At 46.2% G+C, this 16,777-nt stretch carries 14 protein-coding genes; 9 read left to right on the top strand and 5 right to left on the bottom strand.

Annotation, left to right across the window (positions count from 1 at the left end; translation table 11 throughout):
• Nucleotides 1-56 precede the first annotated feature (56 nt).
• Nucleotides 57-596 (bottom strand): ADP-ribosylglycohydrolase family protein, encoded by a 540-nt coding sequence (locus QUB66_RS24175; protein ID WP_332969968.1) that lies wholly within the window; start codon nt 594-596, stop codon nt 57-59.
• Between the two features lie 298 nt (nt 597-894).
• On the opposite strand from QUB66_RS24175, the gene minC reads away from it, so the two are divergent.
• The 6 genes from minC to QUB66_RS24145 all read left to right on the top strand — a co-directional run bounded on the left by minC (nt 895) and on the right by QUB66_RS24145 (nt 5,950).
• The gene (gene minC, locus QUB66_RS24170; RefSeq protein WP_332969969.1) at nt 895-1,698 is read left to right on the top strand and encodes a septum site-determining protein MinC; all 804 of its coding nucleotides are present in this window, start codon (nt 895-897) and stop codon (nt 1,696-1,698) included.
• 395 nt (nt 1,699-2,093) lie between these two features.
• Complete coding sequence (gene minD, locus QUB66_RS24165; protein WP_265237096.1) at nt 2,094-2,900, top strand: septum site-determining protein MinD; 807 nt, start codon at nt 2,094-2,096, stop codon at nt 2,898-2,900.
• Between the two features lie 115 nt (nt 2,901-3,015).
• A complete protein-coding gene (gene minE / locus QUB66_RS24160; protein ID WP_332969970.1) occupies nt 3,016-3,399 on the top strand; it encodes a cell division topological specificity factor MinE in 384 nt (127 codons plus the stop codon).
• A gap of 604 nt (nt 3,400-4,003) precedes the next feature.
• A complete protein-coding gene (locus QUB66_RS24155) occupies nt 4,004-4,579 on the top strand; it encodes a TerD family protein (protein WP_332969971.1) in 576 nt (191 codons plus the stop codon).
• A gap of 12 nt (nt 4,580-4,591) precedes the next feature.
• Nucleotides 4,592-5,194: a TerD family protein gene (locus QUB66_RS24150; protein ID WP_332969972.1), complete on the top strand. Its 603-nt coding sequence runs from the start codon at nt 4,592-4,594 to the stop codon at nt 5,192-5,194.
• 54 nt (nt 5,195-5,248) lie between these two features.
• Nucleotides 5,249-5,950, top strand: a complete 702-nt coding sequence (locus QUB66_RS24145; protein ID WP_332969973.1) for a matrixin family metalloprotease — start codon at nt 5,249-5,251, stop codon at nt 5,948-5,950.
• A 27-nt stretch (nt 5,951-5,977) separates the two neighbouring features.
• Here QUB66_RS24145 and QUB66_RS24140 read toward each other — a convergent pair whose 3' ends face one another.
• The 4 genes from QUB66_RS24140 to QUB66_RS24125 form a co-directional block, all read right to left on the bottom strand.
• Nucleotides 5,978-6,433 (bottom strand): tellurite resistance TerB family protein, encoded by a 456-nt coding sequence (locus QUB66_RS24140; protein ID WP_265237091.1) that lies wholly within the window; start codon nt 6,431-6,433, stop codon nt 5,978-5,980.
• A 578-nt stretch (nt 6,434-7,011) separates the two neighbouring features.
• Nucleotides 7,012-9,624 carry a chloride channel protein gene (locus tag QUB66_RS24135; RefSeq protein WP_332969974.1) on the bottom strand — a complete coding sequence of 871 codons (2,613 nt, stop codon included), beginning with the start codon at nt 9,622-9,624 and terminating at the stop codon, nt 7,012-7,014.
• A 40-nt stretch (nt 9,625-9,664) separates the two neighbouring features.
• The gene (locus tag QUB66_RS24130) at nt 9,665-9,880 is read right to left on the bottom strand and encodes a hypothetical protein (RefSeq protein WP_265237087.1); all 216 of its coding nucleotides are present in this window, start codon (nt 9,878-9,880) and stop codon (nt 9,665-9,667) included.
• Between the two features lie 87 nt (nt 9,881-9,967).
• Nucleotides 9,968-11,122, bottom strand: coding sequence for a DUF58 domain-containing protein (locus QUB66_RS24125; protein ID WP_332969975.1), 1,155 nt, complete (start codon nt 11,120-11,122; stop codon nt 9,968-9,970).
• A gap of 284 nt (nt 11,123-11,406) precedes the next feature.
• On the opposite strand from QUB66_RS24125, the gene QUB66_RS24120 reads away from it, so the two are divergent.
• The 3 genes from QUB66_RS24120 to QUB66_RS24110 all read left to right on the top strand — a co-directional run bounded on the left by QUB66_RS24120 (nt 11,407) and on the right by QUB66_RS24110 (nt 16,466).
• Nucleotides 11,407-12,687, top strand: a complete 1,281-nt coding sequence (locus QUB66_RS24120; RefSeq protein ID WP_332969976.1) for a type IV pilus twitching motility protein PilT — start codon at nt 11,407-11,409, stop codon at nt 12,685-12,687.
• Nucleotides 12,688-13,384: 697 nt separating this feature from the next.
• On the top strand, nt 13,385-15,013 hold the full coding sequence (locus QUB66_RS24115) for a polysaccharide biosynthesis protein (RefSeq protein ID WP_332969977.1): 1,629 nt from the start codon (nt 13,385-13,387) through the stop codon (nt 15,011-15,013).
• Nucleotides 15,014-15,260: 247 nt separating this feature from the next.
• Nucleotides 15,261-16,466 carry a glycosyltransferase family 2 protein gene (locus QUB66_RS24110; protein ID WP_332969978.1) on the top strand — a complete coding sequence of 402 codons (1,206 nt, stop codon included), beginning with the start codon at nt 15,261-15,263 and terminating at the stop codon, nt 16,464-16,466.
• The last annotated feature ends 311 nt before the right edge of the window (nt 16,467-16,777 follow it).

Genomic DNA, 16,777 nt, shown 5'->3' with positions numbered 1-16,777 from the left:
AGAGAAATTAAGATAGGCTACACACTGAAATTATCTTTCGGTTATTATAGGATCATTTATTCTGTGGGACTCTCTAAAGTACCAAAATAGCGGCAAGCATCGACGCAAGTACCAGCACCGTGAGTAGTGCGAGAACTTGCTCCAGATTTTTCTATGACTTCTAAAGGATTTTTAGCATAAAACAAAGGCACGGGAGCCAAACGCATAATCGAACCATTGCCAGCAGTCTGAGCATCGGTAAAACCGCAGTAAGGTTTTCTTGTATCTTCAAACTTCCAAAGTGCTTGTTGCACAGTATTTCCAATATCAAAACATTCACCAGTGCTGCTCAAATGTCCGTCTCGCCACCACCGCAAATAAGTTTCTAACTGATGGACTGGATCGAAACCTTTTTTCTCAATCAAACTTTCAGCTAAACAAAGTGCCATCGAAGTATCATCCGTCCACTCTCCCGGTTGCAGTCGAAACGGGCCGCCGCCAACCATATCGTTAATAGGCTCAAATGTTCCGGGGCGATGGAATTCTAAAGTTGTTCCCAAAGCGTCGCCAACTGCTAAACCGAGAAAACTACCGCGATAAAGTTCTATTTGCTGCATAAAGTAGTTAAAAATTAATAATTACAGGACTTAGACAAAAAGTGGTTTGACGCGCTACTTATCCCGCCTTTGGTGCGGAGTACACACCCTACTTTATTCCGATCTTAATTCTATTTCTCTGTGTTCTCTGCGCCCTCTGCGGTTAATTAAAAAAAAATCTTGGTGACAAACGAAATATAATTGCCTTACCTGCGGTTAAAAATAAAAAAACCAGACTTTTCGCCCCAAAAGCTGAGGCAAAAGACTACTCAGGCTAATATTGATGTTAACCTGTCTCTACCCGATATCAAACTGTCCCATGACACCCGATGCCACCGCCGGAGCTGCTGCTGCCGCCCCTCAATCAACACCCGAAGTCAGCTTAGAGCTGCAAGTCAGACTCAAGACTGAAGATGGACAGCTATTGTTGCTACTTCCCCCAGAAACCAATAACGAAGCCGCAACTGGTACGGAATCGACTTGGACTGAACTTTGGCAACAGCTAAAAGTTAGGCTAAATGCTGGAGAACGCTTTTGGCAGGAAAATGCAGAAGTACAATTGATGGGGAGCGATCGACTTTTAGATATCCGCCAACTGCAAGAAATCGCCGATGCCCTCTCTGAAGTGGAACTGCAACTCAAACGAGTCCACACCAGCCGCCGCCAAACAGCCGTTGCCGCAGCTACTGCCGGCTATTGTGTAGAACAGCAGCCTCCGGTTTCTTCCCTGAATAAATCCACTGCCCAAAAACCGCAATCGCTGGCGGAACCTTTATATTTGCAGATGACAGTGCGATCGGGCGTAGAAATTCGTCATCCAGGGACGATCGTACTTTTGGGAGATGTAAATCCCGGTGGCTCAGTCATCGCCGGAGGCGATATCCTAGTTTGGGGCCGTTTGCGGGGCGTCGTGCACGCTGGTGCCGGCGGCAACACCAACAGCGTGATTATGGCCTTGCAGATGGAACCGATGGTGATTAGGATTGCTAAGTACGTTGCCAGAGGCCCAGAAACCTCACCCGCTCAGTTTTTCCCGGAAGTCGCCTATGTGACGCCTCAGGGGATTCGGATCGGCAGAGCCTCTGATTTTGACAAATCGCAGTTAATCGGCGGTAATGAGTAATAAGTCATCAGTCATTAGTCATTAGTCATTGGTCATTAGTCATTGGTCATTGGTCATTGGTCATTGGTCATTAGTAATACTATTTTTCTTTAAGTCGGCGCTTGATAATTTTGGTCTTGGCGAAATTAGTCAGTCAAGGAAATTTTAAAATTTCAGTGCAAATTTAGAGACAATTCGTAGAACAATGAGAGTTATGAGTTTTGAGTGTTGAGTTGATTCAATGAATAACAGATTGCGGCCCAATTCTCATAAAATAATTGCCAACAAACGACAAATAATAAGATTAATTGCCAATGACCAATGACTAATGACTACTGACTAATGACCAATGACTACTGACTACTGACTACTGACTACTGACCAATGACTACTGACCAATAAATCTAAAATCGCTTATGGCTCGCATTATTGTTGTTACATCAGGGAAAGGCGGAGTGGGAAAAACCACATCCACAGCTAATCTCGGCATGGCTTTAGCTAAGCGGGGGCGCAATGTTGCCGTAATTGATGCCGATTTCGGCCTCAGAAATTTAGACTTGCTGCTGGGCTTAGAAAACCGGATTGTTTACACGGCATTAGAAGTTCTCGCCGGAGAGTGCCGGTTAGAGCAAGCTTTGGTGAAAGATAAGCGGCAGCCGCGTTTGGTGCTGTTGCCGGCTGCTCAAACTCGGATGAAGGATGCCATCAGCGCCCAGCAAATGAAGCAGCTTGTGGGGATGTTGTTACCAAAGTATGACTATATTTTGATCGACTCTCCGGCTGGAATTGAACAGGGTTTTCAAAATGCGATCGCCCCGGCGCAAGAAGGTATCATTGTCACCACTCCAGAAATCGCTGCTGTTCGTGATGCCGATCGAGTCATCGGCCTGCTGGAAGCCAACAACGTCAAGAAAATCCAGCTAATCGTCAACCGGATTCGGCCCGCAATGGTGCTGGCAAATGATATGATGTCGGTGCAAGACGTGCGGGAAATCCTCGCCATTCCGCTGTTAGGCGTTGTTCCCGACGACGAGCGCGTCATCGTTTCCACCAACCGAGGCGAACCATTAGTATTGTCGGAAACAGCCTCTTTAGCTGGAACTGCCTTCGACAATATTGCCCGCCGCTTAGAAGGCGAAAAAGTTGAATTTCTAGATCTCAATCCCCGTCGGGAAAACTTGTTTACTCGACTCCGCAAGTTCTTAAACATTAAAATTATGTGATGTGCTGCAATATTGGCGATCGATCTTGAACAGCAGCCACTGCATCACAAAAAGTAGCCGAAATTTTCCCCAGTGATTTTTTCTATGCCCAACCCTTGACAAACCAGATCTACCCATGCTGTACACACTTTTCGAAAGACTTTTCCCGCACCCCCCTGACAACAGCCGCGACGATGTAAAACGTCGCCTCAAACTGGTTCTAGCCCACGATCGCTCAGAGCTCAGCCCCGAAATGGTTGAGTCGATGCGCCGAGAAATTCTAGAGGTGGTGTCTCGCTATGTGGAAATTGATACTACCGAGTCGGAGTTCTCGCTAGCTAGCGATCAGCGGGCTACAGCATTGATTGCAAATCTCCCGATCCGGCGGGTGAGGCGGGAACATCCACCGGAAAATTTGCCCTATAAATTGCCAGAAAAATTGCCAGAGAATCGACCTGAAAATGTTGCTGAGTATGTACCGGAGTATGTAGTCGAAACTCTCCCCGACACTACGGATTAACCGGGATTGACATTTTTAGATCGGGTAATAAGTTCGATCGGCTCGATCGGCATTTAAACCAAACTATAGCAACCGCCAAGGCTGTTAGGACATAGCATAGAAATAGTCCCAAATCCTGCGGAGCGACAGCTTCGCTGTGCCGATGCCCAAACCGTAAAATGGCGAACTCGGTCAGAAGGTCATCCCAGGGCTGGGGTTGGATGGCATGAAGAAAATCGAAGCCGCTAAAGTTTTTGGAATCAGTCGCAACACCATCGAATTGTGGCGTCGATCTGCCGAAACACGAGACTTCCAAGCTGCCTGCCCTGTGGCAACCCCCGGTAATGATCACAAACTTGGCAAAGTAGCGGCGAGTTTGTCAAACTACACAATCACAATACCCAAGCTGAGATAGCACCACTATCTGAGGCAGGGAATGATTGCTTTGTACTCAAATCTCCAAAAAATAATTAACATTTGTAATCTCTATTGACATCTGTACAGTGAGCTAATATTCTGATTATTTAAGATTTTAAATTATACGCTTCTTTTCAGCAAAGACTTAAAAAACTTTTTAAGTCCGCGCCTCCCTCACCACTTCTAAAATAAAGAGGAAGATTGAATCATGGCAGTATCTCTGACAAAAGGACAACGGGTATCGCTAGAAAAAATTTCACCCGGTCTCTCAGAAGTATTCATAGGACTAGGATGGGACGTTAAAGCTACAGACACGGGCTCTGACTTTGACCTAGACTCAGCATTGTTCCTCCTAGGTGCTAATGACAAATTAATTTCTGACAACCACTTCATTTTTTACAACAATCTCACAAGTCCAGATCCCGACAAATCTGTACAGCATATGGGAGACAATCTCACCGGGGCAGGCGAGGGGGATGATGAAGTTATCAAAATTAACCTCAAAAAAGTTCCTAATGATGTCCAAAAAATTCTTGTAACTGTCACCATCCATGAAGCAGAGCAACGCCATCAAAATTTTGGTCAGGTGCAAAATTCCTTCGTGCGAATCGTTAATGCCCAAACACAACAGGAAGCTGTTCGCTATGACCTTGTAGAAGATTATTCCATAGAGACAGCGCTGATCATGGCCGAACTTTACCGGAAAGACGGCGAGTGGCGTCTCAATGCAGTGGGCTCCGGTTATAAAGGTGGTTTGCAAGCATTACTCGATCGCTATAGCTAAAAGGTAAAACACATGGGAATTAACCTACAGAAAGGACAGCGCATCTCGCTTTCCAAAGAAGCGCCAGGGCTAACAAAACTGATCTGCGGATTAGGGTGGGATGTGGCAAAACGCTCAGGTGGGGGTTTGTTTGGGGCTTTTAGCAATGCTCCAGATTATGACCTGGATGCCTCAGCGATCTGTTTAGATAAAAATGACAAAGTGAAGGATATGGCCAATATCATTTATTTTGGCAATCTCTCCCACCGTTCAGGATCTATTACGCATCTAGGTGATAATCTAACAGGGGCTGGAGACGGGGATGACGAGCAAATTCTCGTCGATTTATCTCGGATTCCCTCAGAAATTGTCAAACTGGTTTTTACAGTTAACATTTACGATTGCATTTCGCGCAAGCAAGACTTCGGACAAGTTCAAAATGCGTTTGTGCGTTTGGTTAATCAGTCTAATAATCAAGAACTTGCAAAATATAACCTATCAGGTTCTGAATACAAAGGCATGACGGGGATGCTCATGGCAGAAATCTACAAGCATAATGATGAGTGGAAAATGGCGGCGATCGGTAACGGTGTTAAGGTTAATGGGTTACAGGAACTTGTGAAAACCTATGCTTAACAACTCATTCAATACCTAGATGCTTCTTACTTGCTGGAATCAGATACCGAATCAATGTCTCTGTACGATCGCCTAGACTTAACCAAACACAATCGCCAGCTAAAACTCCCGCTTTCTCAACGGATAAACCTAACTAGAACCCCGAAACTCCGCTGTCAAGGCTGTCGTTCCCCTATCCAGCCTCAGTGGGAGTTTTGCCCTTCCTGTGGAGGATTTCTAAGCGATCGGGATAGCGATTTTCGCCGCTGCATTTGGGTAGATGTATCAGGAATGGATGTCGCACCAGAAAGTAGAGAAGCGATCTTTTTCCTGTTGATGGACGCCTTCTCCAAACTCTACGGCGCGTTTAGAAGCATCAAGGTATTTTTGACCTCTGAGCCCCCCGATCCCAAAGAGTGGGGTTCAGACTTTACCCATGTTTATATATTCGCGGATAATCAGCCCGTTGACTATCTCGGCGTGGCTAGTTTCAAGTATGGAATGGTGACAGATCGGGCGATTATTCGCATTGACCAAGTATTCTATGCTTCTGACAATGCCAGACTTAATGTCAATCAACAATCTAACTTAATTGCAAATACCATTGCCCATGAAATAGGACATACACTAGGACTCGATCATTCTGCACTTCCGACCGATGTCATGCACAATGGACTTGTTCATACAGTTCATAGCTTAATGCCTCCTTCATTTCATGCAGAGCAAATAAACTCAATGAACAATGCTATTCGCAAATATAAGGCTTTGAAGAATTGATTGGCATGAACCAGAAAATAGTTGAATTTAAAGGTCGAATTCCCCAGGATTAATGCCTACAGCATGGCAAGCTTCTTTGACAATCTTCTTTTCATCGCTGTCAAAATTACCATCTGCACCACCGATGATAATGCCGATTTGGATGACAGCACGACCTTGGTCTAGTTTTTTATTGAGTTTTGATATGGCTTGGATAGCCTCAATTTTACCAAAATCGAAGTCTTGTGATAGCTTCTCACAATAGAATTCAAATTTTTGCTTCAATTCCAACGCTGGAAAAATTTTGAGTGTTTCATTTGAAACTATTAGAGCCGCCGTCTTTTGTCTTTCAGCGGAATTGATAGTGCCGTCAGCAGCAGCAATCAATGCACATATTGCCATTGAAGCATCAGCAAACTCATTATTTTTAAATTTGGAAATATTGGTTTGCAAAGAATCGTTAATTTTTGATACGTTCTGCTTGAATTGATCCCAAAAACTCATTTTTTCTCCTGTTTGGTGAACGAGATGTGATGTCCGTGACCGGAGTCAGAGTAATCTAAGCTGCTCTTAACTTGCCAAGCAATTGCCTGACCCTGTAAGACGCTCAAGTTTAGAGATTACACTCCTGTAGTTTATCATGTTTATTGAGATTTTAGATTAATAATAAATTATTTCGGGGTCAATTTGCAGCCGGCTGATAAATATCCGTTGCTACCCGCAGGGAACTAGGGTCATTGAATTATAGCCTTTCTCAAAAAGGTGAGGTACAGGTTTAGATTTTAGATTTTAGATTTTAGATTTTAGATTGGGGGATTTTAGATTGGGGGATTCATGGATCGATCAATACCTCATGTTTGTGAGAACTGCTATAGCACATAGAACCACTTCCAGTCTATGTCCTAACCGACGAAAGCGGTTTCTATAAAGCGGACTTCAGTCCGCACTACGAACCAATGGCGAAATATGTCAATCGATCGCTCCACGATTCCTATCGTATCCGCTAGATTACTATAACAAAAACGGTTCGTATTGCGGCTAATCAACCGGATATGAGATATTTTGTGGTTCATTTTCATGCTTCAAAACGCTCTCACCAAAATCACATTGCAGTTACTTTGACGAGAAATCAGGGCTGGAATATTTCCCTGTTTCATCTGTTGCAACAATCCCTCTCGACTCGCACCCAAAATAATCACATCGCTTCCATCCTGCTTGGCATAACTCAATACTGCCGCCGACACAGAATCAGCACATACAGAAGTCGTCAAGATAGAGGCATTCACTTGGGGCTTGAGAAACTCAGCGGCAACTTTCAAGATTTCCTCGGTTGGTTCAAAGTCAGCACGATCGGCTTGGCGCTCCTCAGAAGCATCGTACACATGAAATAATCTGACTTGTGCGGTTTTGCTCATAGAAATCAATCCAGGTAGCAACCGAACTGCTTGCTGGGCATTGGGGCCGCCTGCCATTGGTACTAACCACCGCTCAAAAATTGCTCGATCGGTTAACTTAACCAACACTACTTCACAAACAGCCTGTCGAATCATAGTATCGACAACTCGACTAAAAACCCGCCCCGGTGTTTTAGTGCTGCCTTTCCACCCCATGAAGACGAGATCGATATGTCGCTCTTCAATCGTTTCGAGAATGGCACTTGACAAATCATGCGCCACTAGAATCTGGGTATGGATCGGAACTTGCCACGCTTGACACAGACGGGTTGCCTGCTTTAGTAGCTTTTGACACTCCGCCGTTTTTACTGGAGTTTCTGCAAGCGCCTCATGTCTTGACACAACAATCACCTGCAAACATTCAATTTCATAGTTGCGATCGCGGGCAATTGCCACTGCCATTTCTAACAGCGTCAGGGATGTTTTTGGATTGCTCAACGGCACGAGGATGCGCCCTTGTCCCGTTTCTGGCGATTTGGTTTGGTGAACGATCCGAGCTCGTTCTACCTTTGGTTGAGCGAGATTTTCGTTGTTGAGATAGGCTGCTTCAACGCGAATAATATCGCTGCGGGTAATAATACCGACCAATCGCCGTCCTTCTACGACTGGTAAGCTATGGAGATTGTGTCGATCGAGCAAATGCAGCACATAGGCAAGCGTATCTTCTGGGTTAATGCGAACAGGCTCTGGTGTCATCAGCTCGCTGACAAGATTCTCACCATTCAATCCTCGTGCAGAAAAGTTGGCAATATCCTTTTGAGTTACAATGCCGACAAGCTTGCCGCTTTCTACCACCGGAAACGTGCGGTGGGTAGACTGAGAAAAAGCCTGTAACGCTTCTTCCAGCCGAATTAGACTAGAAAGCGTTTCTACTTTCGGCTGCATCACATTCAATGCAGTTAGATCTGTCCAAGGATCTTGAGCGCTCGTTTCTTTCGTCAGGTGAATGCCTTTAAAGGCTAGCAAGCGATCGTAAAGCGAACCCTCATCAAGCAATTCTGCAATCAGATAAGAAGTTACAGATACGATCATCAATGGCAACACTAAATTAAAGTCAGTCGTCATCTCAAACACCAGGATTACCGCAGTAATCGGAGTGCGAGCAACCGCACAGAAAAATGCCGCCATCCCCACCCGCGCATAAGTGGTTGCCAGACTTAAACCCAAAACTTGGTGTTCTGCGACTCCTACGAGGTATCCTAACGCTGCACCGAGTACCATACTGGGAATCAGCAACCCGCCCGGTGCGCCAGAACCGTAGGTGACGACGATCAGAAAAAAGTGGATGCAAAAGACGATCGCCACGAGTTGCCAGTCTGCATTTCCGGTTAATAGCAGTTCTTTGAGTCCGGCATTGTCTCGAAATATATCTGGTAAGGCAGCGAGTGCAATTCCCGTAATCAGCCCAGCAAATCCGATGCGCCAGGGTAAGCTGACATGGAAAAAGCGGCGGTACAACGTCAAACTTGTCAGGATTGAGCGATTGAACAGCACGCCAAGTCCGCCTGCTAGGATTCCTAGCAGCAGGTAAAAGGGAATCTCAGCAGCAGAAAAGCTGGTATTAAAGACAACAAGATGCAGGTCTAAATCGAGATTGTGCGAACCACTGATCCGAGCGACAACTGACCCGATGAACGAAGCTAGGATCGCGGTTCCCAAGGTGATTCCAGACACGTCTTGCAACAGTTCTTCGACTACAAATAAAACACCTGCGATCGGCGCGTTAAACGCGGCTGCAAGTCCCGCTCCGGCTCCGGCTGCGAGGATCTGACGGCGATGATCCGGTGAAGTTGGAAACCATCGACTCAGTTGACTCGCTAACGCTGCCCCAATCTGTACTGTCGGGCCTTCTCGTCCGAGGGGTATGCCGGCAGCGAGTATGAGGGTGGCGCTGACCAACTTCACTAGGGCAATTCGTAAATTCAAAGGCATCGGAACGTTGGCGAGTACCGCCTTGACTTCGCTCATGCCGCTCCCGCTGGCGGCCGGAGCCAGGCGATCGACTATGAATCCAGACAAGAATCCGCCTAGGGCCCCGATCAAGGGCAGCGCAATATAGGCCGGGATTAAATGCGTTGCCTGCTGCCGCCAGCCGCCGAGCCAACCTACTCCTTGTGCCAACAATAGCGCAGCCAGTCCTGACACTAGCCCAATCAGGCAGGCTTCAAAAATCGCCAATCGCTTGGGACGCAACAGTTGATGGGAAAAGCGACTCCAGATAAGTTTTCCGATGCGTATCATTTTGCCTTTGGGAAAAGTGCAGACGTTGACGATCCTCCGGTTAAAGCAGCGGTTTGGGGGATGGTGGATTGAGACCCGCAGGCTGCTCGGTGGGCGATCGCCAAAGCTGTTGTGGGTGATGCCTAAACCAGTAGTCTATCGTAATGCCACCCACGAACAACAGCAGCAATAAATATAGTTCTGTTCGCCCAAAAATAAAGTTTGAGCGATCGCCGGAAGAAAAATTTCTCTCTTTGTCATCAAATTCGTCTTTCATATTTCTGTACACAAAACTATAAAAAGGCTCCCATTCTGAGTAAAGCGGCTCCGATCTTCATTCTTAACGATCGTAGCGTTTAAAAGTCTAGGAGACGCTTGCTTGTAACTGAAGTTCTAACGGTCGGTCGGAGCGAATTTCTAAGCCTGGTAAATCGTGTTTTACTAATATTTTTTCGTCTGTTTCAGCAGTGGCGCTCGGCCACAGTACCCAGCGGCTGCCTTGGGAAAGAGTGCTTAAACTGGCAGCGTTTTGAGTCAGCCAAATTATCGACAGTTTCGATCGATTCTTGATCGCCTCTTCCCCAGCATTAACCGCGGCTAAAGTTTCCAAAACTACCCGGTTCCCCGATACGAGTCCGGTTCCGGCAGTCCAAAGTTTGACGTTTAACAGGCGCTTGCTAGCATAGAAGTAAAGAGAAGCTGCTACTGTCACGGCTCGTTCAAATTCCTTTGCTTCCCACATGGCACCGCTGTCGAGAGCAATAATAATTTCTTGACCGCCGGCGGCAACTTCTAACTCTCTCACCCGCAGTTCTCCGTAGCGGGCGCTGGTGCGCCAGTGAATCAGGCGGGTGGGGTCTCCGTGGCGGTAAGGTCTGAGGTTGCGGGTGAGGCCTTCGGTAGCAGTTTGCGATCGACTGCGATTGTACAATTGCGGGCTGTCTTCTTGACCGATGCGATCGATCAAAGGACAAGTGCTCAACGGCAAAACCAGCGGGTAGACAACCGCTACCGCTTTCGCCGGACGGCTGCGGCGGCACCAAAACAACCCTAAAGGCGCAGCCGTTCTCAAGTGCACCTCTTGCCAGCGATAGATACCGCGCTGCCGGATTTCTAGATAGTATGTATCCCTGTATGTACTGTTAGGCTCTATGACTTCGATCGGGCGGACGACCTCTTTTCCCAATACAAACGGCAATATGTCTACTACTTGCAACAAAGTTTTAGGTTGGCGATCGCGATTTTCGATTTCTAGTTCGATCGTAATTTTATCCCCCGCACTCACTGGTTCGATCGGGCGACGGCGGACTTCCAAGGAACGAAGCGATTTTGCCGGCAAAACCGCCGCTACTACCAACAACGCCAAACTCCCACCGCTTAGTGCGTACAGCCACCCAGCCATTGTATTAGTAGCAGAACCAAAAAAGAAAACCGTCATTCCCGATAGCAGCCAACCCGCGTAGGCGGGAGTAACAGCGCGATTTTCGAGCCAGTCGGCAATTTTTTGAATGATGTTCATACAAGTTAAAACTGTTAATTGCTCGATCGCCCACCAAGCCTAATTGTAAAATATTTTCACCATTTAGCACCGAATTAGCAAGCGAGCGATTAGATTAGAAATCGGGCATTTTTTCGCAATAAATCTACATTGACCCCGCCCAAAAACGGATACCGTGCCATGTACACTCAATCACGGTCGATCCCCAAATTTTAGACTAAGAGTTCCTGCTCCCAGATTAATCTGTGGAGTAAATCTAAAATCTAAAATCTAAAATCTAAAATAGACTGACTGGAGACCAAAAAATGAACCCATTAAACAATCCTACACCCGTTCGACCAGACGCTCAAGCCCGCCGCACACCGCCGCCTCCGCCGCCCTTGGGTGTAACACCCGCCCATCCTGCACCCCCACCGAGTGCCCCCCCCTCGGCCCAGCAGCGTCCTGTTGAGACTCCCGTCAGTACGATCGAACAAATGGTCAGAGATGCCCATAGCGCAGGTGCTTCCGACATTCATGTTCGAGTCGGCCAAGTACCTAGATTTCGGATTCGGGGCGTGATGCAAATAGCAACCAGCCACCCGAAAGTAACACCAGAAATTTTTGAACACTACTTAGCTGAAATTCTCAGCCCCGAACAACGAACACAGTTTACTAATACCAAAGAATTAGATGCAGCAATTTTTTACCCAGGCTTCGTGCGCTGTCGTGTCAATTGTTTTGATTCCCTCAGCGGTGGTGCCATAGTATTGCGGTTGATCAGTTTGGAAATACCGACTATCGATTCCTTGAGGTTGCCAGAAGCTCTCAAAAATATCATTTTGCGATCGCAGGGATTAATATTAGTTACAGGGCCTACCGGTTCGGGAAAATCAACAACAGTAGCTGCGATGATCGACCATCTCAACCAGATGGAACAGAAGCACGTAGTTACAATTGAAGACCCGATCGAATTTATTCACCCTTCCAAAAAATGCTTAGTTAGCCAGCGGGAAGTCGGCTTGCATACCCACGAGTTTCAACAGGCTTTGCGGGCAGTTTTGCGGGAAGACCCCGATGTAATCCTGATCGGAGAAATGCGCGATCGCGTTACCATCAATACAGCCCTGCAAGCAGCTCAAACAGGTCACTTAGTAATTGGAACCCTCCACACTCGCAGCGCCATTAACGCTATCAACCGATTGTTGAACCTCTACCCGCCCGAAGAACAACAGGCGATGCGGATTCAAATTTGCGATTCTTTAGTAGCGGTAGTTGCCCAACTTTTGCTGCCAACTGTTGACAACCGCCGCGTCGCAGTTCACGATATTTTAGTGAATACGCCAGCTATGCAGGAATACTTGATGAAAGGTGCTGATGATGAAGCTTTCCGGTTGATGGAAACTGACACCTACGAAGGAATGCAGATTATCAACCAGGGGCTTTACAAATTAGTGCTTGAAGGCAGAGTGACCATCGAAGAAGCGGCTAAAACTTCTCCCGAAGCCAGCGATTTAGACCGTCGTTTGCGGACAGGAGGCTACGATCCTGCCTCGGCTCGCGAGTTTGAAGGCAGCAAAAAAGAGCGCAGCGTTCGCGCCCGGTAGCAACACACATACAGGGGTAGGCACAGCAGCACTACCCCTGCGATCGGGTAGCAATCTTGGTGTTGCTTAATCATGGTATGAAAAAAATAAGTGGAAAATCCAAACGCTTTGTGAATACTGGTTCCTATGACGGGCATATTTAGCCTTTCATACCGTAAATCAGCAACGCCGCAATCTTTTGGGCCGACCGAAATATTTGGCGCTGTTGTGCCTATACTTACTTAAATTAACTATATTTAGTATCAAAAAAAACACTGTATTTAAGTAGTCAAAGGCTAGAAAATCAATTTCAAGTATATTTTTAAGCTTTTTTAACGCCGCCTACTTTACATTAACTTTAAAATTGCGTGAAAAATCGCAGGGAATTGCAAAGAAATAGTAAAGATTAGTCCTGAGTATTGCCAACAGCCAGCAACTTAAGTTTATAGTTGTAGTGATCAATTTTTGACCGATCGCGTTCCGACTTAGCCGATCGCAAAAGTAAGCAGGTTAAAAAAGCGCTTAATAAAACTACAAGTAGGCTTAATACAAGTAATTTACTAGGAGAACCGATTGCCTGCCTTTCCAATTAAGTCGCTTTCAGTCTAAAAACATCCTAAAATCCAGCAGACTTTTAAAGATTCTGTCCCTTGAAAATCTGTTTAAAAACTTTGAATCAGCAACGGTATTTCTAGAATTTACAGGAGCAAAGAACGTCATGAGTGCATTTAACCTCTCAGAAATGTTTAAAGGTGCCAGCAAAGCTGAAATAATCGATCGCATCCAGCAGCTAGTTCCCCCAGGTTCCCCGGAACCGCAAGATCCTGAAATCCTAGCAGTCTTACAAAGTCTCACCGCAAAGCTAATCGCCGCCTATCAAGCCGACGGACAACTAGAAAGCGAACCTTTTAGCGACGTGCGCGATCGCACCGTTCACCTCTACGCCTCCGCAGTCAGCAGCAAAATCAAAGGAAAAACCATTCTCGTAACCGGGGGAGAAGGATGCGTCGGCGGTTTCTTAATCGAAAAACTCCTCGAATTAGGCGCAACTAAAATCATTTCCGTAGACAAAGCCCGATGTCAAAACCCCGAAGAAACTCTCCCGCACTTTAACAAAGAAGGTGCAGTAACTTTCTATGCCGCCGACATTCGCAACTTCGAGGCGCTGAAACACATATTTGACATAGAAAAACCAGACATTGTTTTTCACCTAGCAGCCCAACGCCAACCAGGACTAGCTGAAATCCAAATCCGAGAAACAGTGACAACCAGCCTATTAGGATGCCAACACGTCATCCAACTCTGCGAAGAATACGGCGCAGAACACTGCATCTTCTCTTCCACAGGCAAAACATCTCGATATTTTACAACCGAAGTTTACGCAGCCTCCAAAAAGTTTGCCGAATGGCAATTTGCCAAAGCAGCTCAAGTAGGAGATGTAACTTACGGGATGGTTCGCTTTACTCATATGTTGGAAAATAGCTTGTTCTGCGAGCAAATGTCCAAAAAAGTAGAGCAAAGTAAAACAGTCAACGTTCACGCTCCCCACCGCTATGTAACCGCTCAAAATCTGATCGAAGCCGTACATTTATTACTGAATGCGCTGATTGTTTCCGTTCCCGGAAAACTGAAATTTGTCGCCGTTTCCAATCTCGGATGGCCGACAGAAACCCTGGAAGTCGCTCTTTATAAAATTCTTGAGTCAGGAAACAATCTGCCGATTTATTTTCAAGGACTTTTACCGGGCTACGAAGAACCGTTTTTCCTCGGACAGTTTGACTGGAACAAACCGACAGATATTCACCTCCTAATTAATGTTCTGGAAGATCCTTTTAGAATTGTTGACGATGCTGGCGACATGGTGACTGTAGAATTAGCTCCTTTTTCTTTGCGCGTGTTAGATAAACAAGTGTCGAACCTGGAAAGCTTAATCAGCGATCCAGATTTCCCGGAAGTGCAAATCAAGCACGCTTTAGTCGCAGCGGAAAAAGAAGTGATTGCTTCCTCTTTTGCGTGGAGTTCCCCTCAAGATTTGTTGAAGATTTTGCAGTGGGGCATCAATCCCAAGAAATTGCAAGGTTACGGAACAGAAATTTCTGACTACAGGGAGATTATCGAACTCCTTCTGCAAGGAATGTACGGGCGGCTTAACCAAGAAATCTTGAACAGTGCTGGAGTTACTGCTGATGAATTTGATGACTTAGTTGAGAGTCTTTCTACACTGGATTCTATTCAAGGAGAAGTGGGATATTTGCGATCGATGTCGAGATATCTCAGAGAATTTGTACTCCCCGCACAGTTCACCCAAAAAAAATATGAACCTGTTCCTGTCCGCGAAGCAGCTTAGCTTAAAAAGTTGTAGAGATTGCTTCGTTGTTTTTTATTAATTAACAGCAGAACACCTCGAAACCCGGTATCTTTGAGATACCGGGTTTCTCAAGTATTTTGAGATTAAATTGATCTACTTAATATTTGTCATAATCGACATTATATGATAGTTTAGATAGCGTTACTCCTTGAGTTGACAAAGGTGCAATTTGATTAAATCAACTCAATGACCGCAGCAAATAAAATAAAATTAAGGTACTAGAATTGTGCAAATTAATCAGCTAGCGTTCCTATTTATTGATATTGTACTTTTGACGATCGCCCTAATCCTGCTAATTCCCGTTGCAGTTCTATTCCTAGAATGCAGTGCAGCTTTTTTGTCCAGCCTCCGCCCCACAGCCGAAACTCAAGAACCGCGCCCCAAAGTGGCGGTGTTAATTCCCGCCTACAACGAAGCAGCAGGAATTGGTGCCACCATCTCCACCATATTGCCGCAGCTAACACCTCAAGACCGCCTGTTAGTGATTGCTGACAACTGCACGGATGATACGGCAGAAATCGCCCGTAACTGTGGTGCAAGTGCGATCGAGCGCCACGACACAGAACGCAAGGGGAAGGGATACGCACTGGATTTCGGCTTGACTGCGATCGCCTCAGACCCCCCAGAAGTAGTGATCATGGTTGACGCCGACTGCATCTGTGGGCCAGACGTGATCGAGAAATTAGCCCGCGTTGCGATCGCCGAACAAAGGCCAGTCCAAGCCACATATTTAATGGAACAGCCGCCCAATCCTACCCCAAAAGATTCCATTTCTGCCTTAGCATTTCTAGTGAAAAACTTAGTCCGGCCCAGCGGATTAAAACAGTTAGGATTCCCCTCATTGCTAACAGGTACGGGGATGGCTTTTCCCTGGTTAATCATTCGAGATGTTCCTTTAGCCAGTAGCAATATCGTTGAAGATATGCAAATGAGTTTGGATTTGGCGATCGCCGGACATCCAACCGTATTCTGCCCCGAAGCCAAAGTCACAGGGTGTTTGCCGCAGCAACAGCAAGTAGCTAAAACTCAAAGAACCAGATGGGAACACGGACACTTGCAAACCTTACTAACTCAGACTCCCCGGCTAGCGACAGCCTCCGTCGAGCAACAACGTTTTGACTTAATGGCGATCGCCCTTGACTTGTCCATCCCTCCCCTATCGCTTTTAGTCGCTATCTGGCTAGCCGCTTTTGCCGCCTCCATACTAGCAGCAATCATCGGAACATCCCCGATTCCTGCTATCTTGTTAGCAGTACAAGGACTGCTAATTTTAGTTTCAATTGTCAGCGCTTGGGCAAAATTTGGGCGTGCCGATATTTCCGGTGCAACTCTTTTATCCGTACCTTTTTACATCCTTTGGAAAATTCCTTTATATCTGGGTTTTATCCTGAAGCGGCAAACCAAATGGGTGCGAACAGAACGCGATGTTTAGAAACTTTATGGACTGACAACCAAATCAACAGAGTTTTTTTGAGTGCTCAGAAACCGCGTTTTTTAACAAAAATATTTGCTGAGAACCCCGTCAAGTTCCAATACGGTTTACTTAAGACGATCCCCCCTAGCCCCCCTTAAGAAGGGGGGGACAAGAATGACCTCAAAGTCCCCCTTCTTAAGGGGGATTTAGGGGGATCTCCGGGGCATAAATATGTTAAGTGAACCGTATTGCATCAGGTTCAGATAAGGTCTCGATTCTTCAAGGTGAAGCTTAACAGTTGACAGTTGACAGTTGACAGCGAAGTTTTT

Source organism: Microcoleus sp. A2-C3, assembly GCF_036706065.1.
GTDB lineage: Bacteria > Cyanobacteriota > Cyanobacteriia > Cyanobacteriales > Microcoleaceae > Microcoleus.
The sequence above is the reverse complement of the archived record's forward strand: the minus strand, read 5'-3'. Positions and strand labels throughout refer to the sequence as shown.

What these genes read in the sequence shown, in the direction of transcription:
- QUB66_RS24175 (WP_332969968.1), bottom strand. Translation starts at nt 596, where the DNA reads ATGCAGCAAATAGAACTTTATCGCGGTAGTTTTCTCGGTTTAGCAGTT.
- minC (WP_332969969.1), top strand. Translation starts at nt 895, where the DNA reads ATGACACCCGATGCCACCGCCGGAGCTGCTGCTGCCGCCCCTCAATCA.
- minD (WP_265237096.1), top strand. Translation starts at nt 2,094, where the DNA reads ATGGCTCGCATTATTGTTGTTACATCAGGGAAAGGCGGAGTGGGAAAA.
- minE (WP_332969970.1), top strand. Translation starts at nt 3,016, where the DNA reads ATGCTGTACACACTTTTCGAAAGACTTTTCCCGCACCCCCCTGACAAC.
- QUB66_RS24155 (WP_332969971.1), top strand. Translation starts at nt 4,004, where the DNA reads ATGGCAGTATCTCTGACAAAAGGACAACGGGTATCGCTAGAAAAAATT.
- QUB66_RS24150 (WP_332969972.1), top strand. Translation starts at nt 4,592, where the DNA reads ATGGGAATTAACCTACAGAAAGGACAGCGCATCTCGCTTTCCAAAGAA.
- QUB66_RS24145 (WP_332969973.1), top strand. Translation starts at nt 5,249, where the DNA reads ATGTCTCTGTACGATCGCCTAGACTTAACCAAACACAATCGCCAGCTA.
- QUB66_RS24140 (WP_265237091.1), bottom strand. Translation starts at nt 6,433, where the DNA reads ATGAGTTTTTGGGATCAATTCAAGCAGAACGTATCAAAAATTAACGAT.
- QUB66_RS24135 (WP_332969974.1), bottom strand. Translation starts at nt 9,624, where the DNA reads ATGATACGCATCGGAAAACTTATCTGGAGTCGCTTTTCCCATCAACTG.
- QUB66_RS24130 (WP_265237087.1), bottom strand. Translation starts at nt 9,880, where the DNA reads ATGAAAGACGAATTTGATGACAAAGAGAGAAATTTTTCTTCCGGCGAT.
- QUB66_RS24125 (WP_332969975.1), bottom strand. Translation starts at nt 11,122, where the DNA reads ATGAACATCATTCAAAAAATTGCCGACTGGCTCGAAAATCGCGCTGTT.
- QUB66_RS24120 (WP_332969976.1), top strand. Translation starts at nt 11,407, where the DNA reads ATGAACCCATTAAACAATCCTACACCCGTTCGACCAGACGCTCAAGCC.
- QUB66_RS24115 (WP_332969977.1), top strand. Translation starts at nt 13,385, where the DNA reads ATGAGTGCATTTAACCTCTCAGAAATGTTTAAAGGTGCCAGCAAAGCT.